Annotated in this window: 18 protein-coding genes and 1 tRNA gene; 6 read left to right on the top strand and 13 right to left on the bottom strand. The window is 61.3% G+C overall.

Annotated features, from left to right (window positions below):
• Positions 1-34 precede the first annotated feature (34 nt).
• Positions 35-1,849 carry an AMP-binding protein gene (locus QUV25_RS10585; protein ID WP_366945655.1) on the bottom strand — a complete coding sequence of 605 codons (1,815 nt, stop codon included), beginning with the start codon at positions 1,847-1,849 and terminating at the stop codon, positions 35-37.
• Between the two features lie 35 nt (positions 1,850-1,884).
• Here QUV25_RS10585 and QUV25_RS10580 point away from each other — a divergent pair, with 35 nt between their 5' ends.
• Positions 1,885-2,802, top strand: coding sequence for an alpha/beta hydrolase (locus tag QUV25_RS10580; RefSeq protein WP_300863694.1), 918 nt, complete (start codon positions 1,885-1,887; stop codon positions 2,800-2,802).
• Positions 2,803-2,839: 37 nt separating this feature from the next.
• On the opposite strand, the gene QUV25_RS10575 is transcribed toward QUV25_RS10580, so the two are convergent.
• A complete protein-coding gene (locus QUV25_RS10575) occupies positions 2,840-3,736 on the bottom strand; it encodes an alpha/beta fold hydrolase (protein ID WP_300863693.1) in 897 nt (298 codons plus the stop codon).
• Positions 3,737-3,840: 104 nt separating this feature from the next.
• Here QUV25_RS10575 and QUV25_RS10570 point away from each other — a divergent pair, with 104 nt between their 5' ends.
• From QUV25_RS10570 to QUV25_RS10550, 5 genes are all read left to right on the top strand, one after another.
• A complete protein-coding gene (locus QUV25_RS10570) occupies positions 3,841-4,377 on the top strand; it encodes a hypothetical protein (protein ID WP_300863692.1) in 537 nt (178 codons plus the stop codon).
• A 138-nt stretch (positions 4,378-4,515) separates the two neighbouring features.
• Positions 4,516-5,620 (top strand): peptide chain release factor 2 gene (gene prfB / locus QUV25_RS10565; RefSeq protein ID WP_300863690.1). Its coding sequence is split into 2 segments (ribosomal slippage): positions 4,516-4,596 and positions 4,598-5,620, totalling 1,104 coding nucleotides; the frame shifts between segments, so codons are not numbered across the junction.
• 53 nt (positions 5,621-5,673) lie between these two features.
• The gene (gene pepN, locus QUV25_RS10560; protein ID WP_300863688.1) at positions 5,674-8,370 is read left to right on the top strand and encodes an aminopeptidase N; all 2,697 of its coding nucleotides are present in this window, start codon (positions 5,674-5,676) and stop codon (positions 8,368-8,370) included.
• A gap of 87 nt (positions 8,371-8,457) precedes the next feature.
• Entirely contained in the window at positions 8,458-9,465 is a 1,008-nt protein-coding gene (locus QUV25_RS10555) for a class 1 fructose-bisphosphatase (protein ID WP_300863687.1), read from the top strand.
• Positions 9,466-9,476: 11 nt separating this feature from the next.
• Positions 9,477-9,552 (top strand) — tRNA-Thr (locus QUV25_RS10550).
• 237 nt (positions 9,553-9,789) lie between these two features.
• On the opposite strand, the gene QUV25_RS10545 is transcribed toward QUV25_RS10550, so the two are convergent.
• From QUV25_RS10545 to soxB, 11 genes are all read right to left on the bottom strand, one after another.
• Positions 9,790-10,536 carry a hypothetical protein gene (locus QUV25_RS10545; RefSeq protein ID WP_300863686.1) on the bottom strand — a complete coding sequence of 249 codons (747 nt, stop codon included), beginning with the start codon at positions 10,534-10,536 and terminating at the stop codon, positions 9,790-9,792.
• 170 nt (positions 10,537-10,706) lie between these two features.
• Positions 10,707-11,195, bottom strand: coding sequence for a thermonuclease family protein (locus tag QUV25_RS10540; RefSeq protein ID WP_300863684.1), 489 nt, complete (start codon positions 11,193-11,195; stop codon positions 10,707-10,709).
• A gap of 11 nt (positions 11,196-11,206) precedes the next feature.
• Positions 11,207-11,650 carry a hypothetical protein gene (locus QUV25_RS10535; protein WP_300863683.1) on the bottom strand — a complete coding sequence of 148 codons (444 nt, stop codon included), beginning with the start codon at positions 11,648-11,650 and terminating at the stop codon, positions 11,207-11,209.
• The gene (locus tag QUV25_RS10530; RefSeq protein ID WP_300863682.1) at positions 11,647-12,309 is read right to left on the bottom strand and encodes a hypothetical protein; all 663 of its coding nucleotides are present in this window, start codon (positions 12,307-12,309) and stop codon (positions 11,647-11,649) included. Before QUV25_RS10530 ends, QUV25_RS10535 begins: the two co-directional genes overlap by 4 nt.
• A 31-nt stretch (positions 12,310-12,340) precedes the next feature.
• The gene (locus QUV25_RS10525) at positions 12,341-12,613 is read right to left on the bottom strand and encodes a hypothetical protein (protein ID WP_300863679.1); all 273 of its coding nucleotides are present in this window, start codon (positions 12,611-12,613) and stop codon (positions 12,341-12,343) included.
• Between the two features lie 264 nt (positions 12,614-12,877).
• A complete protein-coding gene (locus QUV25_RS10520) occupies positions 12,878-13,657 on the bottom strand; it encodes a hypothetical protein (protein ID WP_300863677.1) in 780 nt (259 codons plus the stop codon).
• Between the two features lie 669 nt (positions 13,658-14,326).
• A complete protein-coding gene (locus QUV25_RS10515; RefSeq protein WP_300863674.1) occupies positions 14,327-14,680 on the bottom strand; it encodes a hypothetical protein in 354 nt (117 codons plus the stop codon).
• Positions 14,681-14,756: 76 nt separating this feature from the next.
• Positions 14,757-14,975 (bottom strand): DNA-binding protein, encoded by a 219-nt coding sequence (locus QUV25_RS10510; RefSeq protein ID WP_300863673.1) that lies wholly within the window; start codon positions 14,973-14,975, stop codon positions 14,757-14,759.
• A gap of 142 nt (positions 14,976-15,117) precedes the next feature.
• Complete coding sequence (locus QUV25_RS10505) at positions 15,118-15,780, bottom strand: hypothetical protein (RefSeq protein WP_300863671.1); 663 nt, start codon at positions 15,778-15,780, stop codon at positions 15,118-15,120.
• A 94-nt stretch (positions 15,781-15,874) separates the two neighbouring features.
• Positions 15,875-17,194: a tyrosine-type recombinase/integrase gene (locus QUV25_RS10500; protein WP_300863670.1), complete on the bottom strand. Its 1,320-nt coding sequence runs from the start codon at positions 17,192-17,194 to the stop codon at positions 15,875-15,877.
• Positions 17,195-17,485: 291 nt separating this feature from the next.
• A complete protein-coding gene (gene soxB / locus QUV25_RS10495; protein WP_300863669.1) occupies positions 17,486-19,210 on the bottom strand; it encodes a thiosulfohydrolase SoxB in 1,725 nt (574 codons plus the stop codon).
• Between the last annotated feature and the right edge of the window lie 44 nt (positions 19,211-19,254).

Genomic DNA, 19,254 nt, shown 5'->3' with positions numbered 1-19,254 from the left:
CTCGCCTCCTCATCCGCTGCCATGGGACGCAAGCTCAAGCCCGTCCCTGTTCAGCTTTCTGGAAACGATCCAGTTCCTGCAACCTCAACACGCGACGCTGTACCTTGCCCGTGGTGGTCATGGGCAGGGCGTCGACGAACTCAATGGCCTTCGGGTATTCGTAAGGCGCAAGCTTCCCCTTGACGTGGGCCTGCAGTTCGGCCACCAGGGCCTGCGCAAACGCGGTGTCCAGCAGCGACTGCTCGGGTCGCGCCGCCAGGTACTCTTGCGCCACCACCACATAGGCCTTGACCACAGCGCCTCGCTCGGCATCGGGCTTGGGCACCACGGCCGCGTTGGCAACAGCGGGGTGTTTGACCAGGCAGTTCTCGATCTCGCTGGGTCCAATGCGGTAGCCCGCTGCCTTGAAGACATCGTCGGAACGCCCCTGGTACCAAAGGTAGCCGTCGGCATCGCGCACCGCCAAATCGCCGGTGCGGCACCAGCTGTCGCGCGGCTCGCCGGTGAACTTCGCCCTCGTCGAGGCCTCGTTTTTCCAATACCCCAGAAAGAAAATCGGATCTGGTTCTCCATGCACGTCCAGCCGGTGCACAGCCACATCCCCGGGCACGCCCACGGGACACTCGTGGCCGACGTCATCGATCACCGCGACCCGGTGGCCCGGATAGGCCTTGCCCATGCTGCCGGGTCTGGCGGGGTACAGGCGCGTGCAGTTGCCCACGATGTAGTTGATCTCGGTCTGACCAAACATCTCGTTCACCGTCACGCCAAGCTGCTTCTCACCGTACGCGAACACCGCGTCGCCCACCGCCTCGCCCGCGCTCATGATCGCCTGCAGGCACAGATCGAACTCGGCGCGCGGCTCGGGATAAGCCTTCATCATCGCCTTGAGCGCGGTGGGAAAAAGAAAGGTGTGGGTCACCCGATGGCGCTGCATGAGCTCCAGTGCTGCCTGGGGGCTGAAGCGGCCGTTGTAGGCCACGATGGGCCGGCCGAAATACAAGGTGGGCAGAAGCGCGTCCATCAAGCCGCCGGTCCAGGCCCAGTCGGCAGGCGACCAGAACACAGCCTGTGAGGCCGCGCTCGCATCGTCGGGGTCAAATCCAAACCAGTTCTGGCTGCACACGAATCCGCTCAGGTTGCCGATCAGGGCGCGATGGGGAATGAGCGCACCCTTGGGGTTGCCGGTGGTGCCGCTGGTGTAGATCAGCACCGCAGGCTCTTCGGCCAAGGTGTTGACGGGCTGAAAATCTTTCGGCTCCTGCGCCAGCACTGCGGCCCAGTCCAGTGCACTCGCTTCGCGCGCCTTTGCACCGATGCCAATCACCGTGTGCAGCAGCGGGCAGGTCGCGCTGATGGCCTGCACCGCGTCCAGCGTGCTGCCATCGCACAAGGCCACCACCGCCTCGCTGTCGTGCAGCCGGTATTCGAGCGCCTCCGGCCCAAACAGCTGCGACAGCGGCATACCGACGGCGCCGATCTGCAGCACGGCCATGTAGGCCACCGCGGTTTCAAAGCGCTGGGGCATGACAATCGCCACCCGGTCGCCACGCTGCACTCCGAGTGCCTGCAAGGCGTTGGACAGCCGGTTGGCATGCTCCTGAAGCTCCGCGTAGCTGTGAACGCGGTCCTCCTCACCGGGCGCACATGCGATCACCGCAGGGTTGCTGGCGGTAGCGGGGTCGTGCGCCCAGCGCTGCGCGCAGACCTGCGCCATGTTGAAATGCTCTGGCACGCTCCAGCGGAACTGCTGGTGCAAAGCGGCGTGGGCATCCGGTGGTGAGCGGCGCACTTGCCGCCCAGGGGAACGGCGTGACGCCGCACTGTCGCTGCCTTGACTCTGACGCATGCCCGGTCTCCGTTTCATTCCTTATGATGAATCGAATGTACCAAGCCAGGCGTTCCTCTCGCAGCACGTTTCTCCCGATACGCCAGCTCGACTACCACGTGCGCGAGTGGGGCGAACGCGTGGCCGGTCAACCACCGCTGGTGCTGGTGCACGGCTGGATGGACGTGTCCGCGTCCTGGCAGTTCATGGTGGATGCGCTGGGCGATTCGCGCCACATCATCGCGCCCGACTGGCGCGGCTTTGGCCTGACGCGCCATGCCGCCCCCGCGCCCGACAGCTACTGGTTTCCCGACTACCTGGCCGATCTGGACTGCCTGCTGGACCAGGTGGCCGGCGACCAGTCGGTCGACCTCGTCGGGCACAGCATGGGTGGCAATGTGGCCATGATGTACGGCGGCGTGCGTCCAGAGCGCATTCGCCGCCTCGTGAATCTGGAAGGCTTTGGCCTGCCAGCCACCCGGCCTTCGCAAGCCCCCGAGCGCTATGCGAAATGGATTGACCAGATCAAAGCCTTGCAGCGCGGCGAAGTCGACCTCAAGACCTACGACAGCGCCGAGGGCGTGGCGCGCCGACTCATGAAAACCAACCCCAGGCTGCAAGCCGACAAGGCGCACTGGCTGGCTCAGCACTGGGCAGCGCCCGACGCGCAGAATCGCTGGGTCATTCTGGGCGAGCCCGCCCACAAGATCATCAGCGCCCACCTCTACCACCTGGACGAAGCGCTGGCCACTTACCAGCGCATCAGCGCACCGGTGCTCAGCGTCACTGCCAGCGACGACAGCCTCGGCCAATGGTGGAAAGGGCAGTACAACCTGGCGCAATACCAGGAACGACTGCTCTCCGTGCCTCGCATCCAGCAAGCCGTGGTGCAGGACGCTGGCCACATGATGCACCACGACCAGCCCGATGAACTCGCGCGCCTGATTGACGCATTTCTGAGTCAGCCAGACTGAGCGTCAGCGCCTGCAAGACCGGAGATTGCCGAGGTTGTCAGCGCGGCAGGCTTTGCCGGCACAAGGCCTCGATGTCGCGCCACACCTTGGCATAGGTCCCCGTGGGATCGGTCTGCAGATTGCTGTGGCCCAGCGGCCAGTCAAACCAGTGTTTGGGCTCAGGCGCTTGTTCGTACAAGCGTCGCCCCAGCGCCATTGGCACCGTGTCGTCCTGGCTGCCGTGGAAAAACCAAACCGGCGGGTCCACCGCAGCGATGCGGTCGATGGAGGCCATACGGTCCTTGCCCGTGCGGGCCAGCAGCTGCCCCAACCAGCCCGCCGCGGCCTGCGCCACATCGGGGAAACTGGTCAACGCGCTCTCCAGGACCAGCGCGCAGGTGGCGCGAGAGCCCGCGAGGCGTTCGGCCAGCTTCACCGCAACACCCGAGCCCATGGAATGGCCATACACCACCCAGCGCACCGCCGGCGTGCCGGGGGCTGGCTGCAAAGCCTGCCAAGCAGTCCAGGCATCCGCATGAATGCTGGCCTCATCCGGCAAGCGGGGCGATGAAGCACCCCAGCCCCGGTAGTCCAGCAGGTAGACATCCATGCCCGCTTGCTGCATCGGCGCCGCCTTGGCCAGGTTCTGCCAGGCATGCCGGTACGTGCCGTGCAGATACAGCACCCGCACCGGGCTGGTCTGCCCAGCAACGGCTGGCCAGACCAGCACCTGCACCTGCTCGCCTGGATCGCCTGCCGGCAGCATGATCGCTTCCAGCTCAGGCCGCTGGGCCAGCAATTGCTGCCATTGCGAGGGGTCGGCGAATCGCGACGGCCGGTACAGCTTTTCGCGCTGCCAGGCATCAAGAGAAGCGCAGGCGCCGAGTGCCATCGACAGGCACAGGACCAGCCCTGTTCGACTGGCCAGGCGAAAGAGGAGCCACAGTCGAGCCAAGTGAGCAGTTGTCACCTGACGGACGAGGGAGATAAACGTTTGCTTTTGTATCAATGCCACAATCCTGGCCACCGTCTTCTTACCTGCTTCGAAGCAGCATTGTCATGGGATTGTTGAAAAAGCCATTTACCGGCCTGGCGCTGGGCGCATTGCTGTGGGGCCTTGCGCCCACTGCCTGGGCCATTGACTGGACCGTGTGCCCAGGCTGGGACCAGCCCGCAGGCGAATCGATTGAACAGCACCCGTACGAGGTCTTTTTCTCGCCCCACACGCACCACTGGACGCCGTCGGAGGACCACAGACAGGTGATCGCGGTCAGCGTGAGCCGCATCCTGCCCAAAGAGCGCTTTTGTGGATTCAGCCTGTTCAGCAATTCGTTTGGGCAACCCTCGGCCTACGCCTACACCGGCTGGTACTGGCCAAGGCCGATCGAGTCGATGCCCAAGGTCTACGCATCCGTCAGCGCCGGCATCATGTACGGCTACGTGGGTCGCTTCAAGAACAAGGTGCCGCTGAACGTGGGTGGCTTCTCGCCGGTGGTCATTCCCGCGATGGGCTACCGCCTGAATCCGCGCTTGGCGCTTGAGGTGCAAGTGCTTGGCACCGCTGCCTTGATGTTTGGGGCCACCTGGCGATACTGAGAGCCGTCGGGCAACCTGGGTGCGGGTGCCGCGATGTGCCCTGAGGGCTGTCGTGAGAAAATGCAGGGTTTCGTCGGCCCGCCTTGTTCACCGAGGCCATCGCGCCGCTCCCTTTCCCGATTCCCAAAGAGGCACCCCATGGAAGCAGAACGCATCAACACCATCCGCACCCAACTCGACGACCTGAGCACTCGGGTGGTCGAGCTCCGGAGGTATCTTTGACTACGATGCCAAAGCATCGAAACTGAAGGAAGTTGAAGCCGCCCTGGAAGAGCCCACGGTGTGGGACAACCCCAAGCGAGCGCAAGAGCTGGGGCGCGAGAAGAAATCGCTAGAAGACGTGGTGCTCGTGCTGGACCGCCTGACCAACGAGCTGAGCGACAACACCGAGCTGTTCGAGATGTCCGAGGCCGATGGCGATGACGCTGGCCTGGCGACCATCGAAGGCGAGGCGCGCAAGCTGGCGACCGAGGTCGAGAAGCTCGAGTTCCGCCGCATGTTCAACAACCCGGCAGATCCGCTCAACTGCTTTCTGGACATCCAGGCCGGCGCCGGTGGCACGGAAGCCTGCGACTGGGCCAGCATGCTGCTGCGCCAGTACCTGCGCTACGCCGAGCGCAAAGGCTTCAAGACGACGATCGAAGACGAGTCCGCCGGAGACACCGCAGGCATCAAAGGCGCCACGATCAAGATCGAGGGCGACTACGCGTTCGGCCTGCTGCGCACCGAAACGGGTGTGCACCGCCTGGTGCGCAAGAGCCCTTTCGACTCCTCGGGCGGACGACACACCTCGTTTGCCTCGGTGTTTGTGTATCCCGAGATCGACGACTCGATCGAGATCGAGATCAACCCCGCCGATGTGCGCACCGATACCTACCGCGCCAGCGGTGCGGGTGGTCAGCACATCAACAAGACCGATTCGGCGGTGCGCCTGACACACATCCCCACCGGCATCGTCGTGCAGTGCCAGGACGGCCGCAGCCAGCACAGCAACCGCGACGTGGCCTGGAAGCGGTTGCGCTCCAAGCTCTACGACCATGAGCTGCGCAAACAGCAGGAAGAGCAGCAGAAGCTGGAAGACACCAAGACCGATGTCGGCTGGGGCCACCAGATCCGCAGCTACGTGCTGGACAACAGCCGCATCAAAGACCTGCGCACCAACGTCGAGATTTCTGCCACCCAGAAGGTGCTGGACGGTGATCTTGATCCGTTCATCGAGGCCTCCCTCAAGCAAGGGGTCTGAACACACTGCCGCCGGGGACAATCCGGCGGCCACAAGGCTAATGAGGACATGACATGAGTTCCCTGCGTGAAGGCCCCAGCACCGTGGTGCGCCGCGAAGACTACACCGCCCCCGCCTACTGGATCGACTCCGTGGACCTCACGTTCGATCTCGATCCGGCCAAGACCCGTGTGCTCAATCGCATGCGCCTGCGCCGCAACCCCGAGGTGGCCGCTCAGGCCCTTAGGCTCGACGGCGACGAACTGAACCTGGCCCGTGTGCTCGTCAACGGTGCGGGTTGTTCATTCAAGATGGACGGCTCCACCCTGGTGCTGGAGAGCTTGCCAGAGGGCACCGAGCCCTTCGACCTCGAAGTCTTCACCACTTGCGCGCCCGAAAAGAACACCCAGCTCATGGGCCTTTACGTGAGCCAGGGCACCTTCTTCACCCAGTGCGAGGCCGAAGGCTTCCGCCGCATCACCTACTTTCTGGACCGACCCGATGTGATGGCCAGCTACAGCGTGACGCTGCGCGCTGACAAGGCGAAGTACCCGGTGCTGCTGTCCAACGGCAACCTGGTGGACGAAGGTGCGCTTCCCGACGGTCGCCACTTCGCCAAGTGGGTCGACCCCCACAAAAAACCCTGCTACCTGTTCGCGCTGGTGGCTGGGCTGCTGGTGGCGCGTGAGCAGCGCATCGTCTCGCGATCCGGCAGTCACCACCTCTTGCAGGTGTATGTGCGCCCCGGCGACATGGACAAGACCGAGCACGCCGTGAACTCGCTGATCGCCAGCGTGGTGTGGGACGAGGCTCGCTTCGGACTGCCGCTTGACCTGGAGCGCTTCATGATCGTGGCCACCGCCGACTTCAACATGGGCGCAATGGAGAACAAGGGCCTCAACATCTTCAACACCAAGTACGTGCTGGCCAACAGCGCCACTGGCACCGACACCGACTTTGCCAACATCGAGTCGGTCGTGGGCCATGAGTACTTTCACAACTGGACCGGCAACCGCGTCACCTGCCGCGACTGGTTCCAGCTCAGCCTGAAAGAAGGCCTGACCGTGTTCCGCGATCAGGAGTTCAGCATGGACCTGTGCGCCGAACCTTCGGCGCGCGCAGTCAAGCGTATCGAAGATGTCCGCGTGCTGCGCACAGCGCAGTTCCCGGAAGACGCAGGCCCGATGTCGCACCCGGTGCGGCCCGACAGCTATGTCGAGATCAACAACTTCTACACCGTCACGGTGTACGAAAAAGGCGCTGAGGTCGTGCGCATGATGCAGACCCTGGTGGGGCGCGCTGGCTTCGCCGCTGGCATGAAGGAGTACTTCGCACGCCACGACGGCCAGGCTGTCACCTGTGACGACTTCGCCCAGGCCATGGCCGATGCCAACCCCGACAGCGAGCTGAACCGCCTGCTGCCCCAGTTCAAGCGCTGGTACAGCCAGGCCGGCACACCGCGGCTGCAGGCCCACGGCGTGTACGACGCGGCTTCACGCAGCTACCGCCTCACGCTGAGCCAGCGCTGCGCGCCAACACCAGGCCAGCCAGACAAGGCACCCGCGGTGATCCCGGTGGCACTGGGTCTTCTGGACACCACAGGCCGCGAATTGCCGACCCAGCTGGCACATGAATCCAGCCCGCAACCCGGCACCCGGCTGCTGGTGCTCAGCGAAGCCAGCACCACAGTCGAGTTCGTCAACCTCGACGCCGAGCCCGTGCCCTCGCTGCTGCGCGGCTTTTCTGCGCCGGTGGTGCTGGAGCTGGAGCAGTCCGATGCCCATTGGCTCACCCTGCTAGCGCACGACACCGATCCCTTCAACCGCTGGGAAGCTGGTCAGCGCCTGGCGCTGCAGCGAGCCTTGTCGGCCATCCGTGCGGAAGGCGCGGTGCCGAAGCAACCCCTGGACTCAGCTTATGTGGAAGCCATGCGCACGGTGTTGCGCCACCCGCAGCTCGATGCCGCCTTCAAGGAGCTCACCCTCACACTGCCCAGTGAAACCTATATTGCTGAGCAGCTCGACGAAGTGGATCCACAGCGCGTGCACGCGGTGCGAGAGGCCATGCGCGAACAACTCGCCCACGATCTGCACGACGACTGGGCGCAAGCATTCGAGGCGCATCGGGACAACGGCGCCTACCGCCCCGATCCCTTGAGCATCGGGCGCCGCGCGCTCAGCGGCATGGCACTCACCATGCTGTGCCTGGCCGCTCGCGAGAACGCTGATCCGCTCTGGCCGGGCAAGGCGCTGCAATGTTTCAAGGATGCGTCCAACATGACCGACCGGTTCAATGCCCTGTCTGCGCTGGTCGTGAGCGGCCTGCCCCTGGCACAGGAGGCACTCTCGCGCTTTCACACCATGTTCCGCCACGAAGCGCTGGTGCTGGACAAATGGTTTGCCCTGCAAGCGGGTGCCCCCGATCGCGGTGGTCAGATCCTGCCTGCCGTGCGCCAGCTGATGAATCATCCAGACTTCAACTTGCGCAATCCCAATCGGGCACGCAGCGTGATCTTCAGCTATTGCAACGCCAACCCGGGCGCTTTCCACCGACGCGACGCGTCGGGCTATGTCTTCTGGAGCGAGCGGGTGATGGAACTCGACGGCTTCAACGCCCAGGTAGCCGCGCGGCTGGCGCGTGCGCTGGATCGCTGGAAGCACCTGGCCGAGCCCTACCGCAGTGCGGCCCGCGAAGCCATCGTGCGCGTGTCGGGCAAGCCTGGCCTGAGCAACGATGTGCGCGAGGTGGTGACCCGAGCGCTCGCGGAATGAGCTCCCCACGCTGCGCCGCTTCGCGGGTTGCCCCCTGGCGGGGGCGGTCCCGCGCGACGACCTGTTCTTGTCTTTGACGGATTTCACATGAGCAAAAAAATCTCCCTCACCCGCTACCTGGTCGAACAACAACGCGTTGATGGCCATATTCCTTCCCAGCTTCGCTTGCTGCTTGAAGTGGTGGCGCGCGCCTGCAAAAGCATCAGCCAGGCGGTCAACAAAGGCGCGCTTGGCGGCGTGCTGGGCACGGCCCACAGTGAAAATGTGCAAGGCGAAATTCAAAAGAAGCTCGACATCATCGCCAATGAAGTGTTGATCGAGGCCAACGAATGGGGCGGTCACCTCGCAGCCATGGCCTCGGAAGAAATGGACGCCATCTACGTGGTCCCGAATCGCTATCCCAAGGGCGAATACCTGCTGCTGTTCGACCCGCTGGATGGCTCTTCGAACATCGATGTGAACGTGAGCATTGGCACCATCTTCAGCGTACTCAAGATGCCCGAAGACGATCGCGGCGTGGACGAGGGCGACTTTTTGCAGCCGGGCCGCCAGCAAGTGGCAGCGGGCTACTGCGTCTACGGTCCGCAGACCACGCTCGTGCTCACCGTGGGCGACGGCGTGGCCATGTTCACCCTGGATCGCGAGCAAGGCTCTTTCGTCCTCACGCAGGAGAACATCCGGATCCCGGAAGACACCCAGGAATTTGCCATCAACATGAGCAACATGCGCCACTGGGACGAACCGGTAAAACGCTACATCGACGAATGCCTGGCCGGCAGGGATGGCCCGCGCGGCAAGGACTTCAACATGCGATGGATCGCCAGCATGGTGGCCGACGTGCACCGCATCCTCACGCGCGGCGGCGTCTTCATGTACCCCTGGGATGCCCGCGAACCCAAGAAAGCCGGCAAGCTGCGCCTGATGTACGAGGCCAATCCCATGAGCTGGCTGATCGAGCAGGCCGGTGGCGCGGCGACCAACGGCCGCCAGCGCATCCTGGACATCAAGCCCGGCAGCCTGCACGAACGGGTGAGCGTGATCCTCGGCTCGAAAAACGAAGTCGACCGGGTGACCAGCTACCACGCCCCGCTATAATTTGAGGCTTAGCCGGTGTAGCTCAGTCGGTAGAGCAGCTCATTCGTAATGAGAAGGTCGGGTGTTCGATTCATCTCTCCGGCACCACGTAAAGACTAGAAAGCCCGCTATCCAAAAGATAGTGGGCTTTCTTATTTTCGGTTGCTTGTAGGCAATCTGTAGGCAACTTTCCTAAACTCAGCTCCAGCGAAAGGCTGAAGAAAATCCGCACTCAGCAGGTCTGTCATGCCATTTTTAGCCGCATCAGTCGCTGGGTAGCAGTTACTGCAGCGCACTTGTATGGCCGTATAAGAGACGGACGCGGTCTTGGCGTGTGGCTCGACTTCAATCCGCGAGGTGAAAGTACGGCGCCGTCACGGCCGATATTGAGTCAGCCGGTACGTGCTCGGCATCCGCCAATGCGCCTTCATCGGTTAGCACTTCGTGCATGTACACCTGCAGTGCCTCGGCAAGGCAGGAGCCAAGGTCACTTAGCAGGCCCCCCATGGTGTCGAGCATTTCCCCCAAGCCCCCTTCAAGTGGGTCATCCTCGTCGACCAGCTTCAACATGGGTAGCCCAGCAGCGAACTCTTGCCACTGGAAAAGGGTGTTGCCATATGTGGTCCCAACTATGACGTACGCACCCTCAATGAGTTCAGGGGTGATGTGGGGCAACCACTGCTCCTTGTTCATGTAATGAAAGGCGCGCTGATTCCTTATCTTCACCAGCCAGGGCATCGTGTCATGCTTCTCCCGCGCAGCCTGCCACCTCGCGTCTAGGCCGATTACCCGCGTGAGAAACCGGTCCCGCAGGACAACGTCGACCGATTGTTTCGATAGCGCCTTTATCGCCTCATGGGTTTTCCCGACCAGTAGACGGAGTGAGAAAACAGCCCTGGCAACACCCGCGTCCTGAACAAATGGATGTGCACCAGGAGGCGGAGTTGACGTTATGACCATCTTCTGCAGCAGCATGAGTTCGTTGAAGACATGCCCTGCCAGCGCAAACACATACAACTCGTCTGGAGGGAGCGCCTGGAGCTTAGTAGCTGACAAGCTCAGGCGGTGCAGCTTTACAGTGGGTTGCGTCATCTTGTTGCGCCCTTTCCGGAGGATGTGCAGTATCTATTCACTATGTACGGCGGCAGATTGAGACGATTCCCAATGTTCGCCGGCTTCGTGTAGCTCTGTTCCTTGGCCCCTTCACCAGCTTGCCCAGATACAACGTGGGCTAGACCGCAAAACGCACCGACGACTCAGGCTCACTGGCTGCGCTTTGCCTTGCGGAAGTCCCACGGGGCCACAGGGTCCGCATCTCGCCACAGTCCACGCCTTGCGGTGCGCGCCTCGCGTTCGGCTAGGTCGTACAGCATCCGGTCGCTGGGTGACTGTTCGGACTCATAGGCTTTGTAGTGCCAGGCGAAGCCCCGTTCGACCTGAACGAGGTTCGCGTCCTTGCCATCAATCAGCACCTTGCCAACCGAGCGCCCATAGCGGTCCTGCTTGTCAGTCTCTACCGTCACGGTCTTGGAAAACACCAGCTCTGACAGGCTTTCCTTAGACCGGTTGCCGAAAGCCTGGGCTCTCTCGGGTGCGTCGATTCCAGCCAGGCGCACTTTGTGCTGAACTCGGTCGGCATCAACGATAGTCACAGTGTCCCCGTCTGCAACGCCCACGACCCGGCCCGAAATGGTTTCGGCATGACAAAGGAACGAGAAGCACAGAAGCAGGCTCAGCGTGGGGCTCTTCACGGGGTGTCATCTCAATTGATTGGAGAGCACTTTCCTATCTCAATAGCCGGTGTGTCGTCTCCCTCCGCACGGAGCGGGCCAGCCTTCCCCGGCATATCGTTGAAGTAGCCCATGGTGTAGCTTCGTAGGTAACGGCCGCTTTTTCTGTTGAACTTGAACTCCCCTAGGTTTTCGCAAAAGAGGAAGCCAATCTCTGAGAACCCTTCCGGGCAGAGGAGAGTCGGAGACGAACTCCCCATCTTTTTTACAAGCCACTTTGCGGCGTAGATTGCTTCCTCCCTTTCCGTCGCTTCGGACACCAAATACTTGGAATCAGCTCTGAACGTTCTTACCTCCCAAACCCCACTCGCTTTGTCGAACCCCATACCAGTAGCTTTGTCAGCGACACAGAGGTAGGAGGTGGCCGCTGAGGCCATCACAGGCAACAACAGGGCAAGCGCTAGCACTGCTTTCACTGGGACTCCTTTTGTGCGGTCGTTGCAGCCCCGGCACTCACCTTTAGCAGGTAGACCCGGCGCTTTTCAAGCAATAGGGTGAGGTTGTACTGCGGGTAACGCAGGCTCTTGGTCATGTCGTGAAGCTGCTCCGACGCAGGGGGACCAAGATGAGAAAGCACATCCTCCTCCTTCGAACCATCCCGAATACCAAAAATGGTGGGGCATAGGAAGGAACTCTTTGAGAAACACCCGATAGCGCTTACCCGTCCGCCAGGTTTATCGAAGTACACATCTATGCGCCTGTCACCAAGCACGTAGAACCAAAGGCTTGACTGTTCGTATGTGTCCGAAGGAATGCCACTCTTGCCAACCTCCCAGACGATTTGGTCTTCCTCCCAAGGGGCTGGAGGCGCTGCAGTTGGCAGGGTGGGCGGAGGGGGCAACGCATAGTGAGTTGGCGGGCCGGAGGCGTAGAGCACCTCTTGCTTTTCGTCCCCAAGGTCAAGGTCTGCGTAGCGGTTAGCTTGATACGGCCTATTTTCGATGTACTGATTAACCCAGACGCCAGCAACGAAGAGACAGGCGAGCAATACAAGCCCAGCAAAGCACCACGCAGCCCACTTGCCGAGCCTCTTGATGACGATAAGAGCGGACTCCGCCGATTGAGCACCGGACATTGCTCAATGCTCCCACGTCACCATTCGGATGCTAACCACCCCCGACTCCCCAAAACTTAATGACGAGATAGCCAATCCCGACGAGCGGAACGACTATGACTAACAAGAGAATGAAGAGAGGGAGAATTTCGCCGAGCAGAACGCCAACAAAGCTCAGAGCGAAAAAGCCGACTATGAGACCCAAAAAGACGCCGAGTATCGAGCCACCCACGCCAGCGTAAGAAAACCCAATGACAGCGCCAATAAGTGCCCCAGCGATGGCCGCATGCCTCCAGAACTTATCTAAATATTCTTGCGGTTCCAAGTCACACCTCGCTCACGCTCGACCTTGCCCTAAACGACCGAGAGTTTACTGCCCACAATCTAAGTCGAACCACGAGGGGGAAGCCCAACCCAAGCCATCGTGTGAATAATTGGGCTGCAGCCCCTCTTGCGATGAAGTAGAGAGTGCAACTACATCGTTCAAGTCACCTGCCTCACCCGAGGCTGAACATCTCGCAGGGCTCGCGCAACTACGCGCAACGTTTGACGTGTCCCGCCCTTCCAAGCGTTGCGGCCCACGCGCGCCTTACCGGCTTCGCTCTTTGGCCCTGTGGACTGCTCCCACGGTTTCCAGCTCTTGATGGCTTCGCGCTGCCGCTCTCGCTGTTCCGGCGTCCAAAGTCGTGCTGCCATTGCTCAGTCCTTCTAAAAGTTTGCTTGGCTGGTTTTCAGTTTCTCCGCACGCCTGCGCGGGCGCATGTGCGCGCGTACTGGTCTCAAAATTCGTCGGCACCCCGTTATTCACCTGCTGAGGGCCGTTTGAGATGTTGGCTTGCCGAGCGAACACTACAGGCGGGTTTTTGATGTTGGCGAGCGTCTCCAACGTGTTGCGGCACTGGCTCTGGGCTTTCAGCGCAAGACGCATATAGCTCTCAGCAGCCTGAGGGTAGCTTCCCATGTTGAGACCGGCTCGACAGGCAAGCTCTGCAAACATTGCATTCAGGGCCACGGCCTGGCTGTAGAGCAGAGTCTCCGAACTCTGCAGGCTGCCCGCGTGCACCTCCTTCAGTGTGCTGCGCAGGGCTTTGACTGCCTGTGTGATGCCCACCTCCCCGTTCAACCGCTTGCCGAAGGTTTGCATCAGCATCATGTTGGAGACCATTCCACCCACCGCACTCTCGGCGTAAAGTTTCTCAATGTCTTTGGGGTCTCCCTCAATCTCCAGCACGTGGGTTTTGCTTGCGGACGTGTCGGCAGGCTTCTTCGAGAGTTTTTGCGGTCGCTTAGCTTCAGGACTGCGGGTCTTGGAATTTTGTGTTGTCACCCATTCGGCGGAGACCTCGCGATGTTTCAGGTTGGTGTTCATGCTGGAATTGGTTCGGGTTGGTTTGCGCCCAGCAGGCTGGTGAAAAGCTTTGCCGGGCTGAACTTGAATCGCACATAGCGCCCTTGTCCTGAAGCGCTGAGCAGTTCCTGAAGTGATGCAGGAAAGGGAACAGGAGATGGCATCTCTAGATGGTTCCCGTGAGACGGGATAGAGCGAGGGCCACAAACAGGCTCTATAGACCCGCCAGACGGGACAGAGCGCGGCCGCCCTACACCGCCAGACGGGGCTATAGACGACCTCCCTGTCCCGCGAGACGGGATAAGCGATGCGTTTTGATACGCCCCGCGCCGGAATGTCTCAGCGACTCCAGCGTCATAGCCCGGCAGCTTGTCGAGTCTCCGCCAGGTCACGGCAAACCAGCTCGCCTTGTTCGGTCGGTGGCCCATCACGGTCTGGTGAATGAACCCGGCGGCGGCCAGCTCCCGCGTTGCACGCTGAACCACATCGTGTGAGTTCCACCCGCGCTTCTTCATGTAGGCGCTGGAGGCCAACAGCCTGCCATTGTTGTCGCGAACGAACTGGCGGGCGAACTCCATCAGCAAAGAGCGCGCAGGATGGCTTAAACGGGCGTAGGCGGCGCAATCAAGCACGGTCCAAGGCAACGCCACAAACCCGCCAGAATCGCGTCCTGAGTCGCCTTTGGCTGATTTATTGCGCCCGTTGGCCATAGCTCTCTCCTGCATTACGGGCCAGACGCTTACGGCCAATCTCGTTCAGGCGGTAGCGGCCCGGATGGCATGGCCGACCGTCCCGGTCGATGCGGTCAACGCGCTCAAGGTCGATGCCGTCATGGCCTGTCACCTTCCGGCGCAACTCCAAGATGATTTGCGGGCCGTTTGACGCGCCCGCGATGCGGTCAACGTCTTCTCGCCACACCCACCCTTCAGTGCTTTCAAGGGCACTCAGCACGCGGGCCTGACGTGGCGTAAAACGAAGAGGCTGTTTAGAATCGAGGCTATCTAGGGCGCTCGGGTTTTCGAAAGGAAGCTCGGGCGTTTTCATTCGCGTCCCCCCTTGCGAAACCAGCGGGAAGGGGCGGCGCACCACAGTGCCAGCGCCAGGCGTTTGATGCGGGCCATCATGACGCCAGCCCCAGCACGCGGCGCAGGTCGGAGACTTTCCAAGCAAGACGGCCATTGATGCGGATGCAAGAAACGGGGCCAGTTCCTGAGTTCATCGCCCAGCAGCGCAATGTCTGCGGGCGGCGGTTCAGGTAATAGGCAGCGGCGGCGGTGTCCACTGCCGGGCGGCTAACAGATTCCAGCGGCGGGAACTGTTGAATGGTTGCTGTTGTCATGAGTCACTATCCTTTCGGCTTGATGCCTGTTGAAGTGACTCAATTTCATTTTTGGGGTGTGTAACCCCGTCAAACCGGGTAAGTTACCCGGAGCGCTCTCCATAGGTGAACTGGGTATCAGTCCGGGTATGTTCCGGGTAAATCAGCGCGGGCGCTTGCCGCCTTGCACCAGTTGCGAAGCCCACGGACCGGCTCGCTTTTCTGTGTCGCGTGCGGTCTGTGCCCTGTTGATATCTTTCCTCATGTTGGCGCGGTCAACCCCTTCGCTTTTTGCGAGTCGCGTCAATGCCCCTCGCTTCGCTCGCTTTTCCTCAGCTTCAAACATATCAAGCCACCGGGCGCGGCGTTGCGCTACTGTTTCAGCCACCACGGGCGCATCGCTGGCGCTGGGTGCCAATGGCGCAGGCTCTGCGGCGCTCTGTGCAGGCGAGGCTTGCTCTGGCGCTTCCACTATGACGGAAAGTCCGTAGCACTCCGCAAGCTTGCTGAACTCGACCCGAGTGATGCTGTATTCGGCAAGTGGCTTCCCCGGTCCGAAGTCTTTCCATGTCGGTCGTCGAATCATCCTAGGAACGATTTCAAGCTCTGCCAGCAATGCGGGGAAATCAGCTTCAAGGTACGCCTCCCCTCTTCGTGCATGTGGGTTGTGTACCACTTCCAGAGGTCCCTCCCAGTCAGGCGTTCCGTCCGGCAGCAGCGCCCCATACATATCCACCCCGCCTTCAACTGGTAACGCTGCAGCTATGCTCAATCTGGCTTCTTCAAGACTGATTCGCAAACGGCCATCTAGGCAAATCACGTTCATCTGCACTCCTTCAAGTGCCCTTCAAGGGATGCCCCAGCAGACGGGTGAAGGTGTCCCGCTTTTCAGCCGCTAAACCTAGCTGGGGCAATCCATATTACGCAGCTTGCACAAGCGCCAGCTTGCCGGGTTCCGCCTCGGCATCGAATTGCACACCGGCCAGCTTCAAGATGTGCGCCTCTATCTGCGCAAGAAAAGGGCGCAGGGCATCAACACTTCGCGGCCTGTAGCCCTCGGCTGTTGCGCTGGGTTTGTGGCCCATGACTTGCGCGATAGCCCCAGCGGGAGCCCCAGCAGCCTCACCCAGCAGCGAGAACGAGCGGCGCAACCCGTGAATGGTCAGGGCCTCGATTGCGGCGCTTTGCAGGGCGTTCGCGTGACTGGCGCGGGTGTCGGCAATGCGCCCGGCTTTTCCCGTACTGGCGAACACAAATTCATTGACGCGCGGCAGGGCCGCCAGCAGTTGAGCCAGGTATGGCGTCAGGGGGATGGTGCGGGTCGCCTCCACTTTGTCGGCAATGGTCAGCTTGCGCCATTGAAAATCAACGTCCGCCCACTTCATCGCGGCCATCTCTTCACGGCGGGCACCAGTCAGTAGCAAGGCGCGCAGGTAAACCGATGCGGTGCGGTTGCTCAGTTGCTCGACACCCATCCACCAGCCGGGCACCTGGGCAGCTTCAAGGGCGTCGGTGCGGCGCGTACTGCTTGGCAGGCTCTCCACAATGGCGGCGGCGCGGCCAGCGTCCCGGTCGGTCAGCTTGCGGTATTCCGGCCGAGCACTGCACCAGCGCAGGAAGCCCCGGAACATCATCAATGCGCGGGCGGCTTGGTGTTTGCCCTTCAAGGCTTCGCTGTCAAACCAGCTTTTCAGACTGTCCTCGTTCACACCGGCAAGCGGCAGCGCCAGCAAGGGATACAGCGGCCCCGGTCGCGTCAGGCCCTTCCCTCGCTTTTTCTCGACACCACCCGGCGCGGCCATTGCCTCAAGGTCGGCCCGATAACCGGGCTTCCACGCATCGCGGCGCTTGGGCTTGCCTTGCTTCAAATAAGTCGGCCAAACGTCGCCCACCGTCAAGGCCTCGGCACTTGCTGCGACCTTCAATGCGGCTTTGTCGGCCTGTTGCTGGCGCTCGATTTCGCGGGGGTCTGTGCCAGCATCCACAAGTCTTTTCAGTTCCTGGGCTCTGGTGCGGGCCTTTTCAATGGGCCAATCTGTCGCAGTCCCAATGTTGACGCGCAGGCTTTGCCCGTTCAGGCGCGACTCAAAAACGTAGGTCTTGCGGCCCGTGGGTGACACGCGCAGCGCCAGGCTAGGTGCGTCGGTGTCCCATAGGAAAGCCTGAGATTTGCCCACTGGGCAGGCAAACGCGTCAACCCTCCCGGCTGTAAGCCTCACGCGGTTCTGTTGCTTGGGCATCGTGTGCTCCGAATCTGTAGGCAATCTGTAGGCAGATTCGTCGAATACTGCCATGTACAAATCAACAGTTCATCTGCTTATCTATCGTGTAAGCTGTTGATTTATATATAGTATATCTACAACACTCAACACATGCAAATACAGTACGCCCATCATTCGTAATGAGAAGGTCGGGTGTTCGATTCATCTCTCCGGCACCAAACAGAAAACCCCGCTTCGATTGATCGAAGCGGGGTTTTTTTATGTCCAATCCTGCTTGCAGGACCAAGGCCTGCAGGCAGGAAAACTGTCTCAGGCTGACATTCCCGGGTTGCCCTTCATGCCTACCAGCTTGGGGGTGTTGAGCTTGCGCGGCGTGATGGTCTTGTGGTTCTTGAAGAAGGCCTCCATCACGTCCCAGATCGGCTCGCCCTTGGCGCCTTCGGCCACCGGCGCCCAGCCGGCCACCTTGTAGTTTTTGCCAGCTTCGATGGGCTTGCCCTTGAGCATCATGTTGCTGATCCGCGCGCCGGCACCGGCGTTCGGGTCGCAGGTGTAGGCCAGGCCACCCACGCGCACCATGTCGCCGCCCTGCTGGTAGTAAGGGTCGGGGTTGAAGAGGTTGTCGCACACGTCTTCGAGCACGGTCTTGATCATTTCGCCGCTCATTTCGGTCAGCGTGCTGGTGGGATAGGTGATGGCCACCTGGTCCATCATCAGTTCGCGCGTGATGGACTGCCCTGGCAGGATGGTCGTGCCCCAGCGGAAACCCGGCGAGAACGCCATGTCGGCGCCCTTGACTTCCATCAGCGCGTCGACGATGAGCTGGTCCCACGAACCGTTGAAGTTGCCACGGCGGAACAGAAGGCCTTCGGTGACCGCGAGCTTTTCGTCGAGCTTGTCCTTGAAAGGCGCACGCACCTTGTCGATGTAGGCCTGCATGTCTTTGTCTGCCGGCAACAGGTTGGCGAACACGGGCAACAGCTTGTAGCGGAAGTCCTGCACCTTGCCACCGCGCACGTCGAAATCCAGAACGCCGAGAAACTTGCTGTTGGAACCGGCATTGGTCACCAGGGTCTGGCCGCTGGCGTTCTTGACGATGGTGGGTGCGGGCATGCCGTCATGGGTGTGGCCGCCCAGGATGGCGTCGATGCCGGTGACGCGCGAAGCCATCTTGATGTCGACATCCATGCCGTTGTGCGAGATCACCACCACCGCCTGTGCACCCTTGGCACGCACCTCGTCGACCATCTTCTGCATGTTGTCGTCCTGGATGCCGAAGGTCCAGTTGGGCACCATGTAGCTCGGGTTGGCGATGGGGGTGTAAGGGAAAGCCTGGCCGATCACCGCCACCGGCACGCCGTTCATCTGTTTGATGACGTAGGGCTTGAACACCGGGTCACCGAAGTCGTTGGTCTTGACGTTCTGCGCCAGGAAGTCCAGGTTGCCAGCGAAGTCCTTCTCGATGATTTCCTGCACGCGCTTCTCGCCCAGGGTGAACTCCCAGTGTGGGCTCATGGCGTTGACGCCGAGCAGCTTGCACGCGTCGACCATGTCCTGGCCGTTGGTCCACAGGGCCGTGGCGCTGCCTTGCCAGGTGTCGCCGCCGTCGAGCAGCATGGCGTGCGGCCGACTGGCACGCATCATCTTCACCAGCGTGGCCAAGTGTGCAAAGCCACCGACCTTGCCGTAGGTCTTGGCGGCCTGTTCGAAGTTCAGGTAAGTGAATGCATGCGCTTCTGCCGTACCCGGGCGGATCTTGAAATGCTTGAGCAGCGCTTCACCCACAATGTGTGGTGGCTTGCCCAGCGCCTCAGCTACGCCAAGGTTGAGGTTGGGCTCGCGGAAATAGATCGGCATCAACTGCGCGTGGCAGTCGGTGAAGTGCAGGAAACTGACATTGCCAAACGCGGGCAGGTCGTACATCGCCTGCCCCGCACCGGGCTTGCCGGCCAGCACATCCTTGTGATTCAAGACCATGCCACCGGCGCTGGCCACAGCCAGGACCTGCATGAATTCACGACGGCTGAAGCTCATAAACATTCCTTATCAATTGATCGCTGATATTTGCGGCAAATTTT

It is taken from the genome of Hydrogenophaga sp. (genome assembly GCF_030373245.1).
In the GTDB taxonomy this organism is placed as follows: domain Bacteria; phylum Pseudomonadota; class Gammaproteobacteria; order Burkholderiales; family Burkholderiaceae_C; genus Hydrogenophaga.
The sequence above is the reverse complement of the archived record's forward strand: the minus strand, read 5'-3'. Positions and strand labels throughout refer to the sequence as shown.